This window comes from Curtobacterium sp. MCLR17_054, assembly GCF_003234335.2.
Taxonomy (GTDB): domain Bacteria; phylum Actinomycetota; class Actinomycetes; order Actinomycetales; family Microbacteriaceae; genus Curtobacterium; species Curtobacterium flaccumfaciens.
The window spans coordinates 2,455,969-2,471,896 of sequence record NZ_CP126263.1 but is presented as its reverse complement, the minus strand read 5'-3'; the positions used below and the strand labels follow the sequence as shown (position 1 = coordinate 2,471,896).

Annotated in this window: 13 protein-coding genes; 8 read left to right on the top strand and 5 right to left on the bottom strand. The window is 71.6% G+C overall.

The features are described 5' to 3' along the window. Positions 1-24 precede the first annotated feature (24 nt). From DEJ08_RS11695 to DEJ08_RS11685, 3 genes are read left to right on the top strand one after another with little or no spacing between them, the layout of a single operon-like run. Entirely contained in the window at positions 25-702 is a 678-nt protein-coding gene (locus DEJ08_RS11695; RefSeq protein ID WP_110865386.1) for a response regulator transcription factor, read from the top strand. Then, the gene (locus tag DEJ08_RS11690) at positions 695-2,092 is read left to right on the top strand and encodes a sensor histidine kinase (RefSeq protein WP_111055285.1); all 1,398 of its coding nucleotides are present in this window, start codon (positions 695-697) and stop codon (positions 2,090-2,092) included. The genes DEJ08_RS11695 and DEJ08_RS11690 overlap by 8 nt, the downstream gene beginning before the upstream one ends. A 49-nt stretch (positions 2,093-2,141) precedes the next feature. Beyond that, positions 2,142-2,795, top strand: a complete 654-nt coding sequence (locus DEJ08_RS11685; protein ID WP_146248549.1) for a PepSY domain-containing protein — start codon at positions 2,142-2,144, stop codon at positions 2,793-2,795. Positions 2,796-2,864: 69 nt separating this feature from the next. On the opposite strand, the gene DEJ08_RS11680 is transcribed toward DEJ08_RS11685, so the two are convergent. Both DEJ08_RS11680 and DEJ08_RS11675 read right to left on the bottom strand, forming a co-directional pair. Beyond that, the gene (locus DEJ08_RS11680; RefSeq protein WP_128780676.1) at positions 2,865-3,164 is read right to left on the bottom strand and encodes a hypothetical protein; all 300 of its coding nucleotides are present in this window, start codon (positions 3,162-3,164) and stop codon (positions 2,865-2,867) included. A gap of 76 nt (positions 3,165-3,240) precedes the next feature. After that, complete coding sequence (locus tag DEJ08_RS11675) at positions 3,241-4,773, bottom strand: amino acid permease (protein ID WP_111055287.1); 1,533 nt, start codon at positions 4,771-4,773, stop codon at positions 3,241-3,243. A 138-nt stretch (positions 4,774-4,911) separates the two neighbouring features. Between DEJ08_RS11675 and DEJ08_RS11670 the strand changes: the two genes are divergently transcribed. Continuing rightward, on the top strand, positions 4,912-6,075 hold the full coding sequence (locus tag DEJ08_RS11670) for a mechanosensitive ion channel family protein (protein WP_111055288.1): 1,164 nt from the start codon (positions 4,912-4,914) through the stop codon (positions 6,073-6,075). 123 nt (positions 6,076-6,198) lie between these two features. Here DEJ08_RS11670 and DEJ08_RS11665 read toward each other — a convergent pair whose 3' ends face one another. Continuing rightward, complete coding sequence (locus DEJ08_RS11665; protein ID WP_027466522.1) at positions 6,199-6,387, bottom strand: hypothetical protein; 189 nt, start codon at positions 6,385-6,387, stop codon at positions 6,199-6,201. 93 nt (positions 6,388-6,480) lie between these two features. Here DEJ08_RS11665 and DEJ08_RS11660 point away from each other — a divergent pair, with 93 nt between their 5' ends. Then, positions 6,481-7,632 (top strand): SLC13 family permease, encoded by a 1,152-nt coding sequence (locus DEJ08_RS11660; protein ID WP_110865404.1) that lies wholly within the window; start codon positions 6,481-6,483, stop codon positions 7,630-7,632. A gap of 51 nt (positions 7,633-7,683) precedes the next feature. On the opposite strand, the gene DEJ08_RS11655 is transcribed toward DEJ08_RS11660, so the two are convergent. Further along, positions 7,684-8,655: a magnesium transporter CorA family protein gene (locus tag DEJ08_RS11655; RefSeq protein ID WP_111055289.1), complete on the bottom strand. Its 972-nt coding sequence runs from the start codon at positions 8,653-8,655 to the stop codon at positions 7,684-7,686. Positions 8,656-8,737: 82 nt separating this feature from the next. Continuing rightward, a complete protein-coding gene (locus DEJ08_RS11650) occupies positions 8,738-11,530 on the bottom strand; it encodes a zinc ribbon domain-containing protein (RefSeq protein WP_111055290.1) in 2,793 nt (930 codons plus the stop codon). Positions 11,531-11,780: 250 nt separating this feature from the next. Here DEJ08_RS11650 and otsA point away from each other — a divergent pair, with 250 nt between their 5' ends. The 3 genes from otsA to ilvD all read left to right on the top strand — a co-directional run bounded on the left by otsA (position 11,781) and on the right by ilvD (position 15,913). Beyond that, positions 11,781-13,373 carry an alpha,alpha-trehalose-phosphate synthase (UDP-forming) gene (gene otsA, locus DEJ08_RS11645; protein ID WP_071405817.1) on the top strand — a complete coding sequence of 531 codons (1,593 nt, stop codon included), beginning with the start codon at positions 11,781-11,783 and terminating at the stop codon, positions 13,371-13,373. Then, positions 13,366-14,148, top strand: coding sequence for a trehalose-phosphatase (otsB, locus tag DEJ08_RS11640; protein WP_111055291.1), 783 nt, complete (start codon positions 13,366-13,368; stop codon positions 14,146-14,148). Before otsA ends, otsB begins: the two co-directional genes overlap by 8 nt. A 70-nt stretch (positions 14,149-14,218) precedes the next feature. Beyond that, positions 14,219-15,913, top strand: coding sequence for a dihydroxy-acid dehydratase (gene ilvD / locus DEJ08_RS11635; RefSeq protein ID WP_071405815.1), 1,695 nt, complete (start codon positions 14,219-14,221; stop codon positions 15,911-15,913). Positions 15,914-15,928: the final 15 nt, after the last annotated feature.

Below are 15,928 nucleotides of genomic sequence, written 5' to 3'. Positions count from 1 at the left end.
GCGGGGCACGGCAGGATCGACCCCATGCGTGTGCTGGTGGTCGACGACGAGGTCCGGCTCGCCGACGGCGTGCGCCGCGGCCTCGAGGCCGAGGGGTGGGCGGTCGACGTCGCGAACGACGGCGTGGACGGGCTGTGGCACGCGCGTGAGTTCCGCTACGACGCGATCGTGCTCGACCTGATGATGCCCGGCCTGAGCGGCTGGGCCGTGTGCGCGCAGCTCCGCGCCGACGGCGACTGGACCCCTGTGCTCATGCTGACGGCCAAGGACGGCGAGTGGGACCAGGTCGAGGCGCTCGACGCGGGGGCCGACGACTACGTCACCAAGCCGTTCTCGCACCCGGTACTCGTCGCACGGTTGCGGGCGCTCGTCCGACGCGGTGCCCGCGAGCGCCCCACCGTGCTGACCCTCGGCGACCTGGTGGTCGACCCCGCGGCGCGCACCGTGGCCCGCGGCGAGACCCCCGTCGAACTGACCAGCCGCGAGTTCGCCGTGCTCGAGTACCTCGCACGGCACCCGGGACAGGTCCGGTCGAAGCGCGACGTCATCGAGAACGTCTGGGACGTCGACTTCGAGGGCGACCCGAACATCGTCGAGGTGTACGTCGGGCACCTCCGCCGGAAGCTCGACCGACCGTTCGGGCGTGCCGCGATCGAGACGGTCCGGGGCGCCGGGTACCGCTTGGCGGCGGACGGTGGCTGAGCGGCCGAAGCCCGGTGCGAGCGGAGTCGCGCCGTCCAGGCCACGGCGCGCCCGGTCGGTCCGGGCCCGCACCACGCTCGGCGCCGGGGTCGTCGTCCTCGCGGCCCTGGTCATCGGTGCCGTCGCCTTCGTCGTCGTGCTGCGGCTCGTGCTGCTCGACGGCGTGCGGACCTCCGCCGAGGCGGGTCTCGAGCAGGTGTCCTCCCGGGTCGAGGCGGACGGTGCGGCCGCGGTGACCGGCTACGAGGACGTCCTGGTGCAGGTGATCGGCGACGGCGGGGCGGTCCTGGCGCACGGCGAGGACGCCGACGGGGACGCCCTCCCGACCGCCGACGAGTCCCGGTGGACCCACGACGGCGAACGCTGGCTGCTCGTGGCGGACGACGTGGACCTGCCCGGCGGCGGTGAGGCGACGCTCGTCTACGGCGCCACGCTCGACCAGGCCGACACCGCGGTCCGCACCGCCGTCGTGCTCCTCGCCGTGGGGGTGCCCGTGCTGGTGCTCCTGCTGGTCGCGGTCACCTGGGCCGTCACCGGGCGCTCGCTGCGGCCGGTGGAACGGATGCGCACCGAGGTCGAGACGATCCGGGCGGCCCGTCCGGACGCCCGGGTGGAGGTCCCGGACACCGGCGACGAGGTCGCCCGGCTCGCGAGCACCATGAACGCCATGCTCGACCGCCTCGAACGCTCCGCCGAGAGCCAGCGGCGCTTCGTGTCCGATGCCTCCCACGAACTCCGGTCGCCGATCGCGTCGATCCGGCAGCACGCCGAGGTCGCCGTCGCGCACCCGGAGCGGACCGAGGTGGCGGACCTCGCCGACGTCGTCCGGTCCGAGGCGGTGCGCCTGCAGGACCTGGTGACCGGGCTGCTCGAGCTCTCCCGCCTCGACGAGGGCGGGGTCCGCACGCGGCGCCCCGTCGACCTGGACGACCTGGCGCTCGACGCGGTGGCCCGTGCGCGTGCACGGTCGACGGCCGGTGGCGCGCCCGAGCGCGACGGCGACGCCCCGGCGGTGCGGGTGGACGGCTCGGCGATCTCGGCAGCGCGGGTCCTCGGCGACGAGCGCGTGCTGGCGGGGGTGGTCCGGAACCTCGTCGACAACGCCGTCCGGCACGCGAGCACACGCGTCGCCGTGTCGCTCACCGAGCACGACGGGTCCGCGGTGCTCACGGTCGACGACGACGGCACCGGCGTCCCCGAGGACGAGCGCGAGCGCGTCTTCGAGCGGTTCGTCCGTCTCGACGAGGCCCGCAGCCGGGACGCCGGCGGCGCGGGGCTTGGCCTCGCCATCGTCCGTGACGCCGTGCGGGCCCACGGCGGTGAGACGACCGTGGTCGCGTCCCCGCTCGGTGGCGCGCGGTTCGTCGTCCGCATCGCACTCGGCGGCTGAACAGGCGGCTTCAGGGCTGCTTCAGCACCCCGACGCGATGCTCGTCCACATGAACTCCCGTACCCAGCACCAGAAGCCCTCCGCCCGCCGCATCGCCGCGTTCGCCGCCCTGCCGATCGTCGCGGCGCTCGCACTCACCGGGTGCGCCAGCGACGACTCCGACGACGACACCGGCTCGGCCGGCTCCGGTTCGGTCGGCTCGTCGGCGACGGACTCGGCCGGCACCGGCACCGGCTCGTCATCGTCCGGCTCGGCGTCCGCCGGCTCGAACAAGGCCCTGCTCGCCGCCGTCGCCACCGCACGCGGTGAGGTCGGCTCGGGCACCGTCATCTCGGTCGAGCAGGAGCAGGGCGCCTCCGCCTACGAGGTCCTGGTCGTGACGAAGGACGGCACCGAGCACGAGGTGCACACGAACGCCGACGGTTCCGCGGTCGCCGGCACCCCGCAGACCGAGGCCGCCGACGCGGACGACAAGGCCGAGCACGAGCGCTTCGTCGCCGCCGCCGACCTGAGCGTCAAGCAGGCCGTCGACGCCTTCCAGGACCTGCACGCGGGGACCGTGACCGAGCTCGGACTCGACGACCACGTCGGCACGGTCGTCTGGGAGGGCGACGTGCTCGACTCGTCCGGCACGAAGCACAGCGTGCGCATCGACGCTGGCTCCGGTGACGTCGTCACCGACCGCGTCGACACCGACGACTGACCCGGGCACCCGGGCACCCGGGCAACGTGGCCCCGGGCAACGGGGCAGCGCGCCCCGGCACCGGCGTCCTCAGGACTCCAGCGGCGGGCCGAGCACCTTCCGGATCGCCAGCGCAGCGAGCTGCTCGTCCGGGGTGTCGAGCAGCACCCGGTAGGTGTCCTGCCCGGCGATGAACTCGACGCAGACGGCGTCCTCGTCGCACGGTCCGAGGCGCCACCCCTGCACCGCGTCCATCGGCACCACGGTGCGCGTCTCGCGCTGGTAGTCGGTCTCGGCCTCGAGACGATCCGCGAACACCCGGAGGCGTCCGTAGGCACCTCGCCAGCTGAGCTGCAGGTCGAGGGTGGGAGAAGGAGAGCGGTCCGGCACCCGCTGATGGTAGCGACGGGTGCCGGACCGCTCGTGTTCGGCGCTGGGGCCTTGCGTTCCGGGGACAAGCGGAGCGCTAGCTCCCGTCGCCGTCGCGTCGCACCGAGGCGGCGGGGTCGCGGACGCCGATCGGGTAGGGGCCGGTGACGCCCTCGCGCAGGGCGGCGATGCGCAGGATGCGGTCACGCTGCAGGAACCAGCCGACGACGAGCAGCGGGATGATGATGACGAGGGACGCGATGGTGTACGTGCCGACGGGGTAGTCGATCGCCATCAGGACGATGACCGAGGCGAGGAACGCCAGGGTCAGCCACGCCGTGACCGGCGCCCCGGGGAGCTTGAACGAGGGTTCCTTCGCGAGCCCTTGCTTGGCCCACTGGCGCAGTCGCATCTGGCACAGGATGATCGTGCCCCACGCGGTGATGATGCCGAGGCTGGCGATGTTCAGGGCGATCTCGAACGCCTGCTTCGGGACGAAGTAGTTCAGCACGACGCCCGCGACGGTGAACGCCGCGGTGAGCAGGATGCCGGCGTAGGGGACGCCGCCCTTCGACATCTTCGTGGTCCACTTCGGCGCCGAACCGTTCATGCCCATCGAGTGGAGCGCGCGTCCGGTGGAGTACAGGCCGGCGTTCAGCGACGACAGGGCGGCGGTGAGCACGACGAAGTTCATGATGCCGCCGACGATCGCGCCGACGTGCGGGTTGCCGAGCGACGAGAAGAACGTCACGAAGGGGCTCTCGCCCTCCTTGTAGGCCGTGTACGGCAGCAGCAGGGAGAGCAGGATGATCGATCCGACGTAGAAGACCGCGATGCGGAAGACGACGGAGTTGATCGCGCGCGGGATGACCTTCTCGGCGTTCTGCGTCTCACCCGATGCCGTGCCGACGAGTTCGATCGCGGCGTAGGCGAAGACGACACCCTGGATCACGATGACCGCGGGGAGCAGCCCGTTCGGGAACAGCCCGCCGTTGTCGCCCCAGATCGTGAAGCCGGTCCGGACGGCCTCGCCACCGGCCTCGACGGGGAACGCGAAGACGAGCCAGATGATCGCGACGAGGAGGAACGCCACGAGCGCGGCGACCTTGATCAGGGCGAACCAGAACTCGAGCTCGCCGAACACCTTCACGGCGACCATGTTCGCCGCGAGGACGACGATCAGGGCGATCAGCGCGAGCAGCCACTGCGGCGCCGCGGTGAAGGCCGACCAGTACTGCAGGTAGATCGCGACGGCGGTGGTGTCGACGATCGAGGTCATCGCCCAGTTCAGGAAGTACATCCAGCCGGCGGCGTACGCGAACTTCTCGCCGTAGAACTCGCGGGCGTACGAGATGAACGACCCCGAGGACGGGCGGTGCAGCACCAGCTCGCCCAGGGCCCGCAGGATGAAGAAGGCGAAGATCCCGGCGACCAGGTAGGTCAGCGCGAGCGCGGGGCCCGCGGTGTGCAGGCGTCCACCGGCACCGAGGAAGAGGCCGGTGCCGATCGCGCCGCCGATCGCGATCATCTGCAGTTGCCGGGGCTTCAGACCGTGCTGGTAGCCCTCCTGCTCGTGCGAGAAGTCGTTCGCCGGCGCTCGGTTGCCACCCGTGTCGTTCTGCGCTGTCATGCGAGAGAACCTACATGCGCACCGGACCGGGGCGTCACGCAAACCCCGGTTCGGTCGAACCGCAGCTGCTGAACGTCCGCACAGCCGACGGCGGCCCGAACCTGAACGACGACCGTCGTCCGTTGCTTGCATGGAGGGATGGACATCCTCCTCCGACTCCTCGTCGCGATCGGGTTCGCCCTGCTCGTGACCGCCGTCGTCGCCCTCGTCCTGCACCTGGTCCTCCGGGCGATCGCGCGCCGGGAACGCTGGGCCGGCGTGCTCTCGCGACGGACGAAGCACCCCTTCCGCACCGTGCTGCTGGTGGTCCTGCTCTGGATCGCGTTCACGTCGAGCATCCCGCGGAACCCCGACGACTACCCGTGGCGCGACGAGGTCGCGCACGCCTTCCTGATCGTCACGATCGCGACCGGTTGCTGGCTCGCGTGCCAGGTCGCGATCTTCCTCGAGGACCTCGGGCTGCACCGCTTCCGCATCGACGTGCCCGACAACCGGCAGGCGCGTCGCATCCGCACCCAGGTGCTCATCATCCGGCGGCTCACCGTCGCCGTGCTCGTCATCATCGCGGTCGGCGCGATCCTGCTGACCTTCGACGGGGTCGAGGCCGCGGGCGCGAGCGTGCTCGCCAGCGCCGGCCTCATCTCCGTGGTCGCGGGCCTCGCCGCGCAGTCCACGCTCGGCAACGTGTTCGCCGGCATGCAGCTGGCGTTCTCCGGGTCGATCCGCGTCGACGACGTCGTCGTGGTCGAGCAGCAGTGGGGACGGATCGAGGAGATCACGCTGACCTACGTCGTCGTGCACCTGTGGGACGACCGTCGGTTCGTGCTGCCGTCGACGTACTTCACGAGCACGCCGTTCGAGAACTGGACCCGGACCGGCAGCGAACTGCTCGGTGCCGTCGAGTTCGACCTCGACTGGCGGGTGAGCCCGGCCGACATGCGGACGGAGCTCGACCGGATCCTCGACACCTCGACGATCTGGGACCGCCGGGTCAAGGTGCTCCAGGTCACGGACGCCGTCGGGGGACTGGTCCGGGTCCGCATCCTCGTGACGGCACCCGACGCCGGCGGCCTGTTCGACCTCCGCTGCTACGTCCGCGAGGAGATGGTCGAGTGGATCCAGCGCACCCACCCGGACGCCCTGCCGGTCCAGCGGGTGCAGCTCACCGAGCCGGGTGCGGCGGCACCGCGCCGCCGCGGACGCCCGGCAGAGGGGGACTCGCAGCTGTTCGGTGACGACGAGCGCGGCGCGCTCTTCACCGGACCGATCCAGACGTCCGGCATCCCGGAGTCCGAGCGCTGACCCGGTGACGTGACCGCGTGCCGTGCACGGGACGGACGACGGACGGGAGGCACGGTGCCAGCTGGCACCGTGCCTCCCGTCCGTCAGGCCGGTCGCGTCTGCAACCGCCTGCCGCGTCTGGACCTACTGGCGCGCCTTGACCGCGCGGTCGTCCTCGACGACCGTGCCGATCGCCACGATCGTCGTGGCGAGCCACGCGACCCAGGTCAGCGCGAGCCGCCAGTCACGCGGTCCCTGGCGGGTGGTCTGCAGCACGCTGTAGCCGCTGATGAGCGAACTCCATACCGCACCGTTGAACATGAACTTGCGCACAGAGGCCTCCTGTCGTCGTGCTGACAACGCTACCGGCCCGTACATTGGAGCGCCGCCGGTCACCCTGCCGCGGTGTCTGCCGGAGGAGTGTTCGTGCGTCAAGCGGTCATCGGAGCGGCCCTGCTCGTGGTCGGCGCGGTCTGCGTCGTGTTCGGGCTGCTGCCCCTCGACGACCTCGCCGTGCTCGCCGACCGGGTCCTGCCGGTCCTCGGGTTCGTGCTCGGGCTGACCGTCGTCGCCGAGCTCGCCGCGGACGCCGGGGTGTTCGACCGCCTCGCCGACGTCGCCGCCCGGGTCGGTGGCGGACGCACCATCGGCCTCTGGGGCGCGGTCGTCGTGCTCGCCGTGCTCTGCACCGTCTTCCTGTCGATCGACACCACCGCGGTGCTCCTCACCCCCATCGTGATCTCGCTCGCGCGGCGTGTGGGACTGCCCCCGATGCCGTTCGCCCTGACCACGGTCTGGCTCGCGAACACGGCCTCGATGCTGCTGCCGGTGTCGAACCTGACGAACCTGCTCGCCGTCGACCGGATGGGGCTCGGCGGCCCGCTGCCGTTCGCCGGGCTGATGGCCTGGCCCGCGGTCGCCGGGGTGGTCGTGCCGTGCGTCGTCCTGCTCGTGGTGTTCCGCGGCAAGCTGTTCGGCCGCTACTCGCCGGTGTCCGTCCGTACGCCGAAGGACCCGGTGTTCTTCTGGGCGGCCTCCGCGGTGCTCGTCGCGCTCGTCGTCGCGCTGACGGCCGGGGTGACCGTGTGGATCGCCGCGGTCCTGGCCGCCGTGGTGCTCGTCGTGGTCGCGGCGTTCCGGTCCCCGTCCGAACTCCGGGTGTCCCGCGTGCCGTGGTCGACCCTGCTGTTCGCCGCCGGGCTCTTCGTGGTGGTCGAGGCGCTGCACACGACGGGCATCACCGACCCGATCGTGCACGCGCTGCAGGGCGGCACCGGGACCGGCCCGCTGCTGCTGCTCGGCGGTGCGGGCGCGGTCGCCGCGAACGGCATCGACAACCTGCCGGCCTACCTGGTGCTCGAACCGGCCGCCGGGCACGAGGCCGTCCGGTACGCGGCGCTGCTCATCGGCGTCAACGCCGGCTGCCTCATCACGCCGTGGGCCTCACTCGCGACGCTGCTGTGGCACGCACGGCTGTCGGCCGAGGGCGTGCACCTGTCCTGGGGCCGGTACATGGCGCTCGGGTGCGTCGTCGCGCCGCTCACCGTCGTCGCCGGGGTCCTGGCGCTCGCGCTCTGACGCCGGCAGAGCCCGGTGCCGAGGCGGTGCCGGTGCCGGTGCCGTGCGCGGTCAGAGCCAGTCGCGGGTCTTGAAGACGCGGTAGAGCACGAGCGACGACGCGGTGATGATCGCGAGCGAGGCCCAGAGACCACTCCAGGCGCCCTCGCCCGGGAACTCCACGTTCTGCCCGAAGAAGCTCGTCACACCGGTCGGGATCGCGATGATCGCCGCCCAGCTCGTGACCTTCTTCATGACGGTGTTCTGCCGGTTCGACGCCAGGTTCAGGGTCGTGTCGAGCACGCTCGACACGGCGTCACGGAGCTGTTCGACGGAGTCGGCGATCGAGACCAGGTGGTCCTCGACGTCGCGGAAGTACGGCCGGATGCCGTTCGAGATCGTCTCCGCGTCACCGTGCAGCAACGAGGCGACGCTGTCCCGCGTCGGGACGACCAGCCGCCGGAGCACCCCGAGGGTCTTGCGGAGCCGGAACGACCGCCGCTGGATCTGCTGCTCGCGGGGGTCGCCCGGTTCGAACAGGTCGTCCTCGAGCGCATCGATCTGCCGCTCGAGGTCCTCGACGGTGTCGGTGGCACGGTCGACGACCGCGTCGAGCAGCGCCCAGACGAGCCAGGGCACGCCGTGTTCGGCGATGTCGGAGTTCGCCGTGAGCCGGTGTTCCATCGGGGTGGTGTCGACGTCGGACCCGTGGATGGTGACGAGCGCCCGTTCGGTGACGAAGGCCTTGACCTCGTGCGTGATCAGGTCACCCTCGTCGTCCGTGCCGCCCACGTCGTAGACGACCAGGAACAGGCTGTCCCGGTACCGGTCGAGCTTCGGCCGCTGTCCGTGCTCGACGGCGTCCTCGACCGCGAGCGCGTGGATGCCGAGCTCCTCCTCGATCTGCTCGAGGTCCGCCGACGTCGGGTCCGTGTAGTCGATCCAGACGAAGGTGTCCGGATCGGCGACGAGGTCGGAGATCCGGTCGACGGGGAAGTCCCGCTCGACCGTGTCGCCCCTGCACCACGCCCGTGTCCTGACCATGCTCGTCAGCCTACTGAGACGGCCGACCCGGAGATCCGGGTCGGCCGTCGTGGTGCTGCGGAGCCGCTCGGTCGGCTCCTGCTCAGTAGGCGGAGACGAGCTTGCCGTCCTGCACCTTCAGGTACTGGTTCACGCTGAACGAGTCCTCGCCGCGCTTCTTGTCGCCCAGGTACGAGGTGTAGCCGTACGAGACGCTCCCGTCCTTCGTGCTCGTCACCATCACGGTGCCGGCGCGCGACGCCTCGACCTCCAGCTCGGGCATCGACGTGACGTCGTACTGCACGCCGCCGTCGGCGTCGTAGGGCCCGTACCAGGGGCAGCCGCTCAGGGCCCGGAGCTCGGTCTTCTCGGCGCAGTCGTCGATGAGGTCGGTCACGTACTGCTCGGCGTCCTGCTCGAGTGCCTTGGTCGCCTTGGGCGCGAAGTCGACGTAGCCCGACGTGACCGCACCCACGGCGACCTGCTCGGTGCCGCCGGTGAAGTACTTCGTCCCGCCGACCGAGACCTGGTAGGTGCCGGGGTAGGCGAGGGACGTGAACTTGCCGTCGCTGATCTCCCCGATCTCCTTGCCGCCGACGGTCACGGGTGCACCCTCGAGCACGTCGGAGGCCGTCAGGGTGACCTGCTGGGCGAGGGGCTGCGTGACACGCCACTCGTCCTTCACCAGGAACGAGGTGCCCGTGCGCCGCAACGACACCTGGCCGGAGCGGTTCTTGCCGTCCTGCGTGTAGCTCAGGGTGGCGATGGCGGTGTCACCGGTCCGGGCGACCCGGCCGACGCGGATGTCCGACGGGCGGTCCTTCGCGCTCCCGAGCACCTTCGAGTCGAGCATCGCCGCGTCGTCGGGGATCTCGCTCAGGTCGGCGGCGGTGTCGGCGTCACCGCTGGCGATGGCCTGCACGTAGGACTTCACGGTCGGTGCCGGACCCCAGACGTTGGCGCGGAGGACGCTCGTCGTGACCGCACCGGCGATGACGACGACGATCACGGCGCCACCGGCGATGAGGGAACGGACCAGGATCTTCTTGGCCCGCGGGGACATCGGTGCGGGAGCGGGGGCACCACCGCCGATGAACGGCTGCGACCCGTCGGCCGGTTGTGCGCCGTACGGGGGCAGCGTGCCGTAGGGCGGCTGCGACCCGGCAGCCGGCTGCGTGCCGGAGATCGACTGCACGCCGTACGCGGGCTCCTGGGCAGGCCCGGCCGGCGGGTACGGCACGTGCTGGTCAGCGGCCGGGGGAGTGTTCCACGCGGCGGCAGCCGGCGCGTCCGCGGCGACAGGCGCGCCGGGCGCAACGGGAGCGCCGGGCGCGACGGGAGCACCGGGCGCGGCCGGGTCGACCGTCGCGGTGGGCGCGACGGGAGCGCCCTGACCGGCGACGGGAGCACCCTGGCCGGCAGCGGGCCCGGCCGGGAACGCCGGCGGCACGACGGGGCGGGGGTCCGCTCCGACCAGGCGGGACGTCCGGAGCACCACGGCTCCGCCGAGGCGGGGCAGGAGCACCGGGGCGAGGTACCGGGCGACGACCTCGATCGCGCCGCCCCACAGGGCGAAGACGATCGGCGTCCACGGCGCGATGCCGATCGACCCCGAGCCGTCCACGGAGCTCGTGCTGCTCACCTGGTACGAGACGACGCCGGTGCCGAGGACGAAGCAGAGCAGACCGAGTGCGAACCACACCAGCGGCGTGACGACCCAGTCGAGCGTGGTGCGGATCCGGTCGTTGCGGCGGACGGCGAGGGCGAGCCCGGCCGCGACCGAGGTGACGACGACGAACAGCACGACAAGCCAGGTCCAGCCACCGGCTCCGCCGAACACCGAGGCGGTGTCGCTGGCGGACCCGAAGCCGGACGTCCCCACACCACCGAAGAACCCGAGCGCGGTCAGCCCGATCGCGACGTTGCCGAGCAGGAGCGGCAACGCGGAGCCGTAGGACGGCTGGGCGATCAGGGCGACGACGATGACGACGAGGGCGACCAGCACGACGAGGACCGTCAGCTGCGACGCGGCGACCCGGAGCGTGCCGAGCAGACGGGCGGCGAAGACGTTGCGCCCGGCGAGGACGGAGGGCCGGGCGAGGAGTGCCGCCAGGGCCCCGATGACGAACGCGCCGATGATGCTGCCGGCGCCGACGGCGTGCACCGGCTCGATGACCGCACCGGACACCGACGGGAACCGGATCGCGAAGAGGCCAGCGGCGACGTTCGTGAGCACGGTGGTGACGAGGCCGGAGACCACCGCGGTGACGAGCACCTGCGTGCGGCCGAGGCCACGCGTGCGGATCCGGCGGGTGAGCACGACGGCGAGGACGACCTGCGCGGCGAGCACCAGCGCGGGCACCACGGCGAGCGAGCCCGAGCCGGAACCGAGGAACCCGATCGACCCGGACAGGTGCAGTCGGCCGAGGTCGGCGAGGGCCACGAGCTGCGCCGGCGCGCCGAGCAGGACGCTCACGCCGGAGAGCAGGGACTCCACGTCGGGGGCCGAGCCCGCGCCGAGGTCGGTGCCGGACCCGGTGGCCGGAGCGGCCGACCCGCTGCCGCCCGACGCGAGCAGTCCGACGGTGATGAGCAGCGAGAGCCCGGCGACGACGTACGCCGCGACCCAGCCGCCGACGGCGGCGAGCACGGCCGCCAGCCAGTCGCGACCGGACACGGACCGCAGGAAGCGACCGAACGCATCGGACGGGTGCGCGGCGGGGGCGGGCTGACCCGACCACTGCTGCGGGCCTCCAGGCTGCTGCTGCCAGGCGGGCTGGCCGTTCCAGGCGGGCTGGCCCGAAGTGGGCTGGCCCGATCCGGGCTGGCCGGCACCGGGCTGGCCCGGACCGGGCTGCGACGGCGGGACGGGCTGGTTGGGCGGGTTCTCGCTCACGGCTGGGGGTCCTCTCCGACCGGGAGGCCGGCGCCGCACTCCAGCACCCGTGTCCCCCCGACACGTGCCTGCAGCGTAGCGGAACCGCCGATCCGCCGTGAATGCGCTGTCCCCACGCTGGTAACTTCGGCAGCGCACCCGGCGCAGCACGCCGGACCACCCGGCGCACCGCGCCGGCCGTCGAACCCGACGCACCGTCGCACCCGACGCACCCGGCCCCGGCCGGGCGGAACGGAGATCACACCACCCCATGCCTGCAGACCGCACCGAACAGACCCGCTACTCGTTCGTCGTCGCCTCCAACCGACTCCCGGTGGACCGCGTCGTCGACCAGGACGGCAACGAGGGCTGGCGGCACTCGCCGGGTGGCCTCGTGACCGCCCTCGAACCCGTGATGCGCGCGAACGACGGAGCCTGGGTCGGCTGGGTGGGGCAGGCCGAGGTCGAGGTCGCGCCGTTCGACAACGAGGGCATCCACATCGTCCCCGTCCCGCTCTCCGACGACGACGTCGAGGAGTACTACGAGGGCTTCAGCAACGACACGCTCTGGCCGCTGTACCACGACGTCATCGAGCACCCGAGCTACCACCGCGACTGGTGGAACGCGTACAAGCGCGTGAACGAGCGCTTCGCCGCGCAGATCGCCGAGATCGTCGAGCAGGACGGCATCGTCTGGGTGCAGGACTACCAGCTGCAGCTCGTGCCGGCCCTGCTCCGTGCCAAGCGCCCCGACCTGACGATCGGCTTCTTCAACCACATCCCGTTCCCGCCGGTCGGCATCTACGCGCAGCTGCCGTGGCGTGCGCAGATCCTCGACGGGCTGCTCGGCGCCGACGTCATCGGCTTCCAGCGCCACGACGACGCCAGCGACTTCCTCCGAGCGGTCCGCCACATCAAGGGCTACACGACCAAGGGCACCACGATCGACGTCCCGGTGGACGACCCGGCAGCCCCGCGCAGCCGCAAGGGCATCACGGTCCGCCACGTCGAGGCCAGGCACTTCCCGATCTCGATCGACGCCGAGAGCTTCGAGGCGATCGCCCGCAAGCCCGAGGTGCAGGAGCGTGCGCGCGAGATCCGCGAGAGCCTCGGCAACCCGAAGACGGTGCTGCTCGGCGTCGACCGGCTCGACTACACCAAGGGCATCCGCCACCGCATCAAGGCCTTCGGCGAGCTGGTGGAGGACGGCCGCATCGCGGTCGAGGACGCAACCCTCATCCAGGTCGCGAGCCCGAGCCGCGAGCGTGTCGACTCGTACGCGGCGCTCCGTGACGAGATCGAGCTGAGCGTCGGCCGCATCAACGGCGACCTCGGCGTCATCGGCCACCAGCCGATCTCGTACCTGCACCACGGCTACCCGCGCGAGGAGATGGTGGCGCTGTACCTGGCCGCCGACATCATGCTCGTCACCGCACTGCGCGACGGCATGAACCTCGTCGCGAAGGAGTACGTCGCCGCCCGCTTCGACAACGACGGGGTGCTCATCCTGTCCGAGTTCGCCGGTGCGGCCGACGAGCTCAAGCAGGCCGTGATCGTCAACCCGCACGACATCGGGGCGCTCAAGGACTCGATCGAGCGCGCGATCCAGATGCCGCGTCGCGAGCGGTCGACGCGCATGCGCGCGCTCCGCAAGCGCGTCCGCGACAACGACGTGGCGCGCTGGTCGCGCTCGTTCCTCGAGGCGCTCGACCGGCACGCGCCGCGGAACGCCCAGATCGACCCGTCCGCCGCCGACCCGCGCGAACAGCACCGTGAGGCGCAGACCGACAACATGTCGATCTTCGACCAGGACGCCCAGTCCGCCAGGGCTGCCGAGGACACCCGGGAGGCACGTGATGACTGAGACCACCACCGACCAGTCCGCCATCGACGCGGCCCTCGAGACGCTCGCGGCTGCGCCGCGACTGATCGTCGCCCTCGACTTCGACGGCACGCTGGCCCCCTTCGCCGACGACCCCTCGCAGGTCGGGGCGCTGCCCGGGTCGTGGGCCGCGGTCCTGACCCTGCACCGTGCGAAGGACACCGAGGTGGTGCTCGTGTCGGGGCGTCCCCTCGGCAGCCTGGCCGCGGTGACCCACGCGCCGGAGGACATGGCGCTCGTCGGTTCGCACGGCGTCGAGTGGCGTGTGGACGGCCACGACGAGGCCGCGCTCAGTGACGACGAGGTGGAGCGTGTGGCACGGATCGGTGCGGCGCTCGACGAGGTCGGCGAACGGTTCCCGGGCGTCGTCATCGAGCACAAGCCCGCCGGGCACGGGGTGCACACACGCCGTGGCTCCGCCGAGGTCGCGGCCGAGGCGAACGCGGCGGCGAGCCGCGCGGCGCACGAGGCCGACCCCGAGGTGCTCGAGCGCGGTGGCAAGGACATCGTCGAGTTCGCGGTGCGACACGTCACGAAGGGCGACGCGATCGCCCGGCTCCGCGAGCTGCACGGTGCCGACGCGGTGTTCTTCGCCGGCGACGACGTCACCGACGAGGACGCCTTCCGCGTGCTCGGTGACGGCGACGTCGGGGTGAAGGTCGGGCCGGGCCAGACCCGGGCCGGGTACCGCATCGCCGACCCGGCGGCCCTGACCGGGGTCCTGAAGCAGCTGGCGAGGCTCCGCGCCACCCGCTGATCGCGGCCCCCGAGCATGAGAATGCACGGGGGTGCACGGCTGGTATCCCAAAGCGTCCTAGACTCATCCCATGCCTGATATCGACGTCAAGCCGCGCAGCCGGGTCGTCACCGACGGGATCGAAGCAACCACCTCGCGTGGCATGCTGCGGGCCGTCGGTATGGGAGACGAGGACTGGAGCAAGCCGCAGATCGGCATCGCGTCCTCGTGGAACGAGATCACGCCGTGCAACCTGTCGCTCGACCGCCTCGCGCAGGGAGCGAAGGAGGGCGTGCACTCCGGTGGCGGCTACCCGCTGCAGTTCGGCACCATCTCCGTCTCGGACGGCATCTCGATGGGCCACGAGGGCATGCACTTCTCCCTCGTCTCGCGTGAGGTCATCGCGGACAGCGTCGAGACCGTCGTCAACGCCGAGCGCCTCGACGGCACCGTCCTGCTCGCCGGCTGCGACAAGTCGCTCCCCGGCATGCTGATGGCCGCCGCGCGACTCGACCTGGCGAGCGTGTTCCTGTACGCGGGTTCGGTCATGCCGGGCTACGTGAAGCAGGCCGACGGCACGATGAAGGAAGTCACGATCATCGACTCCTTCGAGGGCGTCGGTGCCTGCAAGGCCGGCACCATGAGCGAGGAAGAGCTCAAGAAGATCGAGTGCGCCATCGTCCCGGGCGAGGGCGCCTGCGGTGGCATGTACACGGCGAACACGATGGCTTCGGTCGCCGAAGCGCTCGGTATGTCGCTGCCGGGCTCCGCCGCTCCGCCGAGCGCCGACCGTCGCCGCGACTACTATGCGCACCGCTCCGGCGAGGCCGTGGTGAACATGCTCGAGCACGGCATCACCGCCCGGCAGATCCTCACCAAGGAAGCCTTCGAGAACGCGATCGCCGTGGCGATGGCCCTCGGCGGTTCCACCAATGTCATCCTGCACCTGCTCGCGATCGCCTACGAGGCCGAGGTCGAGCTGTCGCTGGACGACTTCAACCGCATCGGCTCGAAGGTCCCGCACCTGGCGGACATGAAGCCCTTCGGCAAGTACGTCATGGTCGACGTCGACCGCAACGGCGGCATCCCCGTGATCATGAAGGCGCTGCTCGACGCGGGCCTGCTGCACGGCGACTGCATGACCGTGACGGGCAAGACCGTCGCCGAGAACCTGGCCGAGATCGACCCGCCGGCACTCGACGGCGAGGTCTTCCGCACGCTCGACAACCCGATCCACGAGACCGGTGGCCTCACCGTCCTGCAGGGCTCCTTCGCCCCCGAGGGCGCCGTGGTGAAGACCGCGGGCTTCGACGCCTCCGTCTTCGAGGGCCCCGCCCGCGTGTTCGACCGCGAACGCGCGGCGATGGACGCCCTGACCGAGGGCAAGATCGAGAAGGGCGACGTCGTCGTCATCCGCTACGAGGGCCCCAAGGGCGGCCCGGGCATGCGCGAGATGCTCGCCATCACCGCGGCCATCAAGGGCGCGGGCCTCGGCAAGGATGTACTACTCTTGACCGACGGTCGATTCTCAGGCGGCACAACCGGCCTGTGCATCGGCCACATCGCACCGGAAGCAGTGGACGCAGGTCCAGTCGCTTTCGTTCGTGATGGCGACCGCATCCGTGTCGACATCGCGGCTCGCTCGCTCGACCTACTGGTCGACCCGGCCGAGCTGGAGGCCCGCCGTGACGGCTGGGCCCCGCTGCCCCCGCGCTACACCCGCGGAGTCCTCGCGAAGTACGCCAAGCTCGTGAAGTCCGCCGCCCAGGGCGCGGTCACGGGCTAGCGTCCGACACCCGCA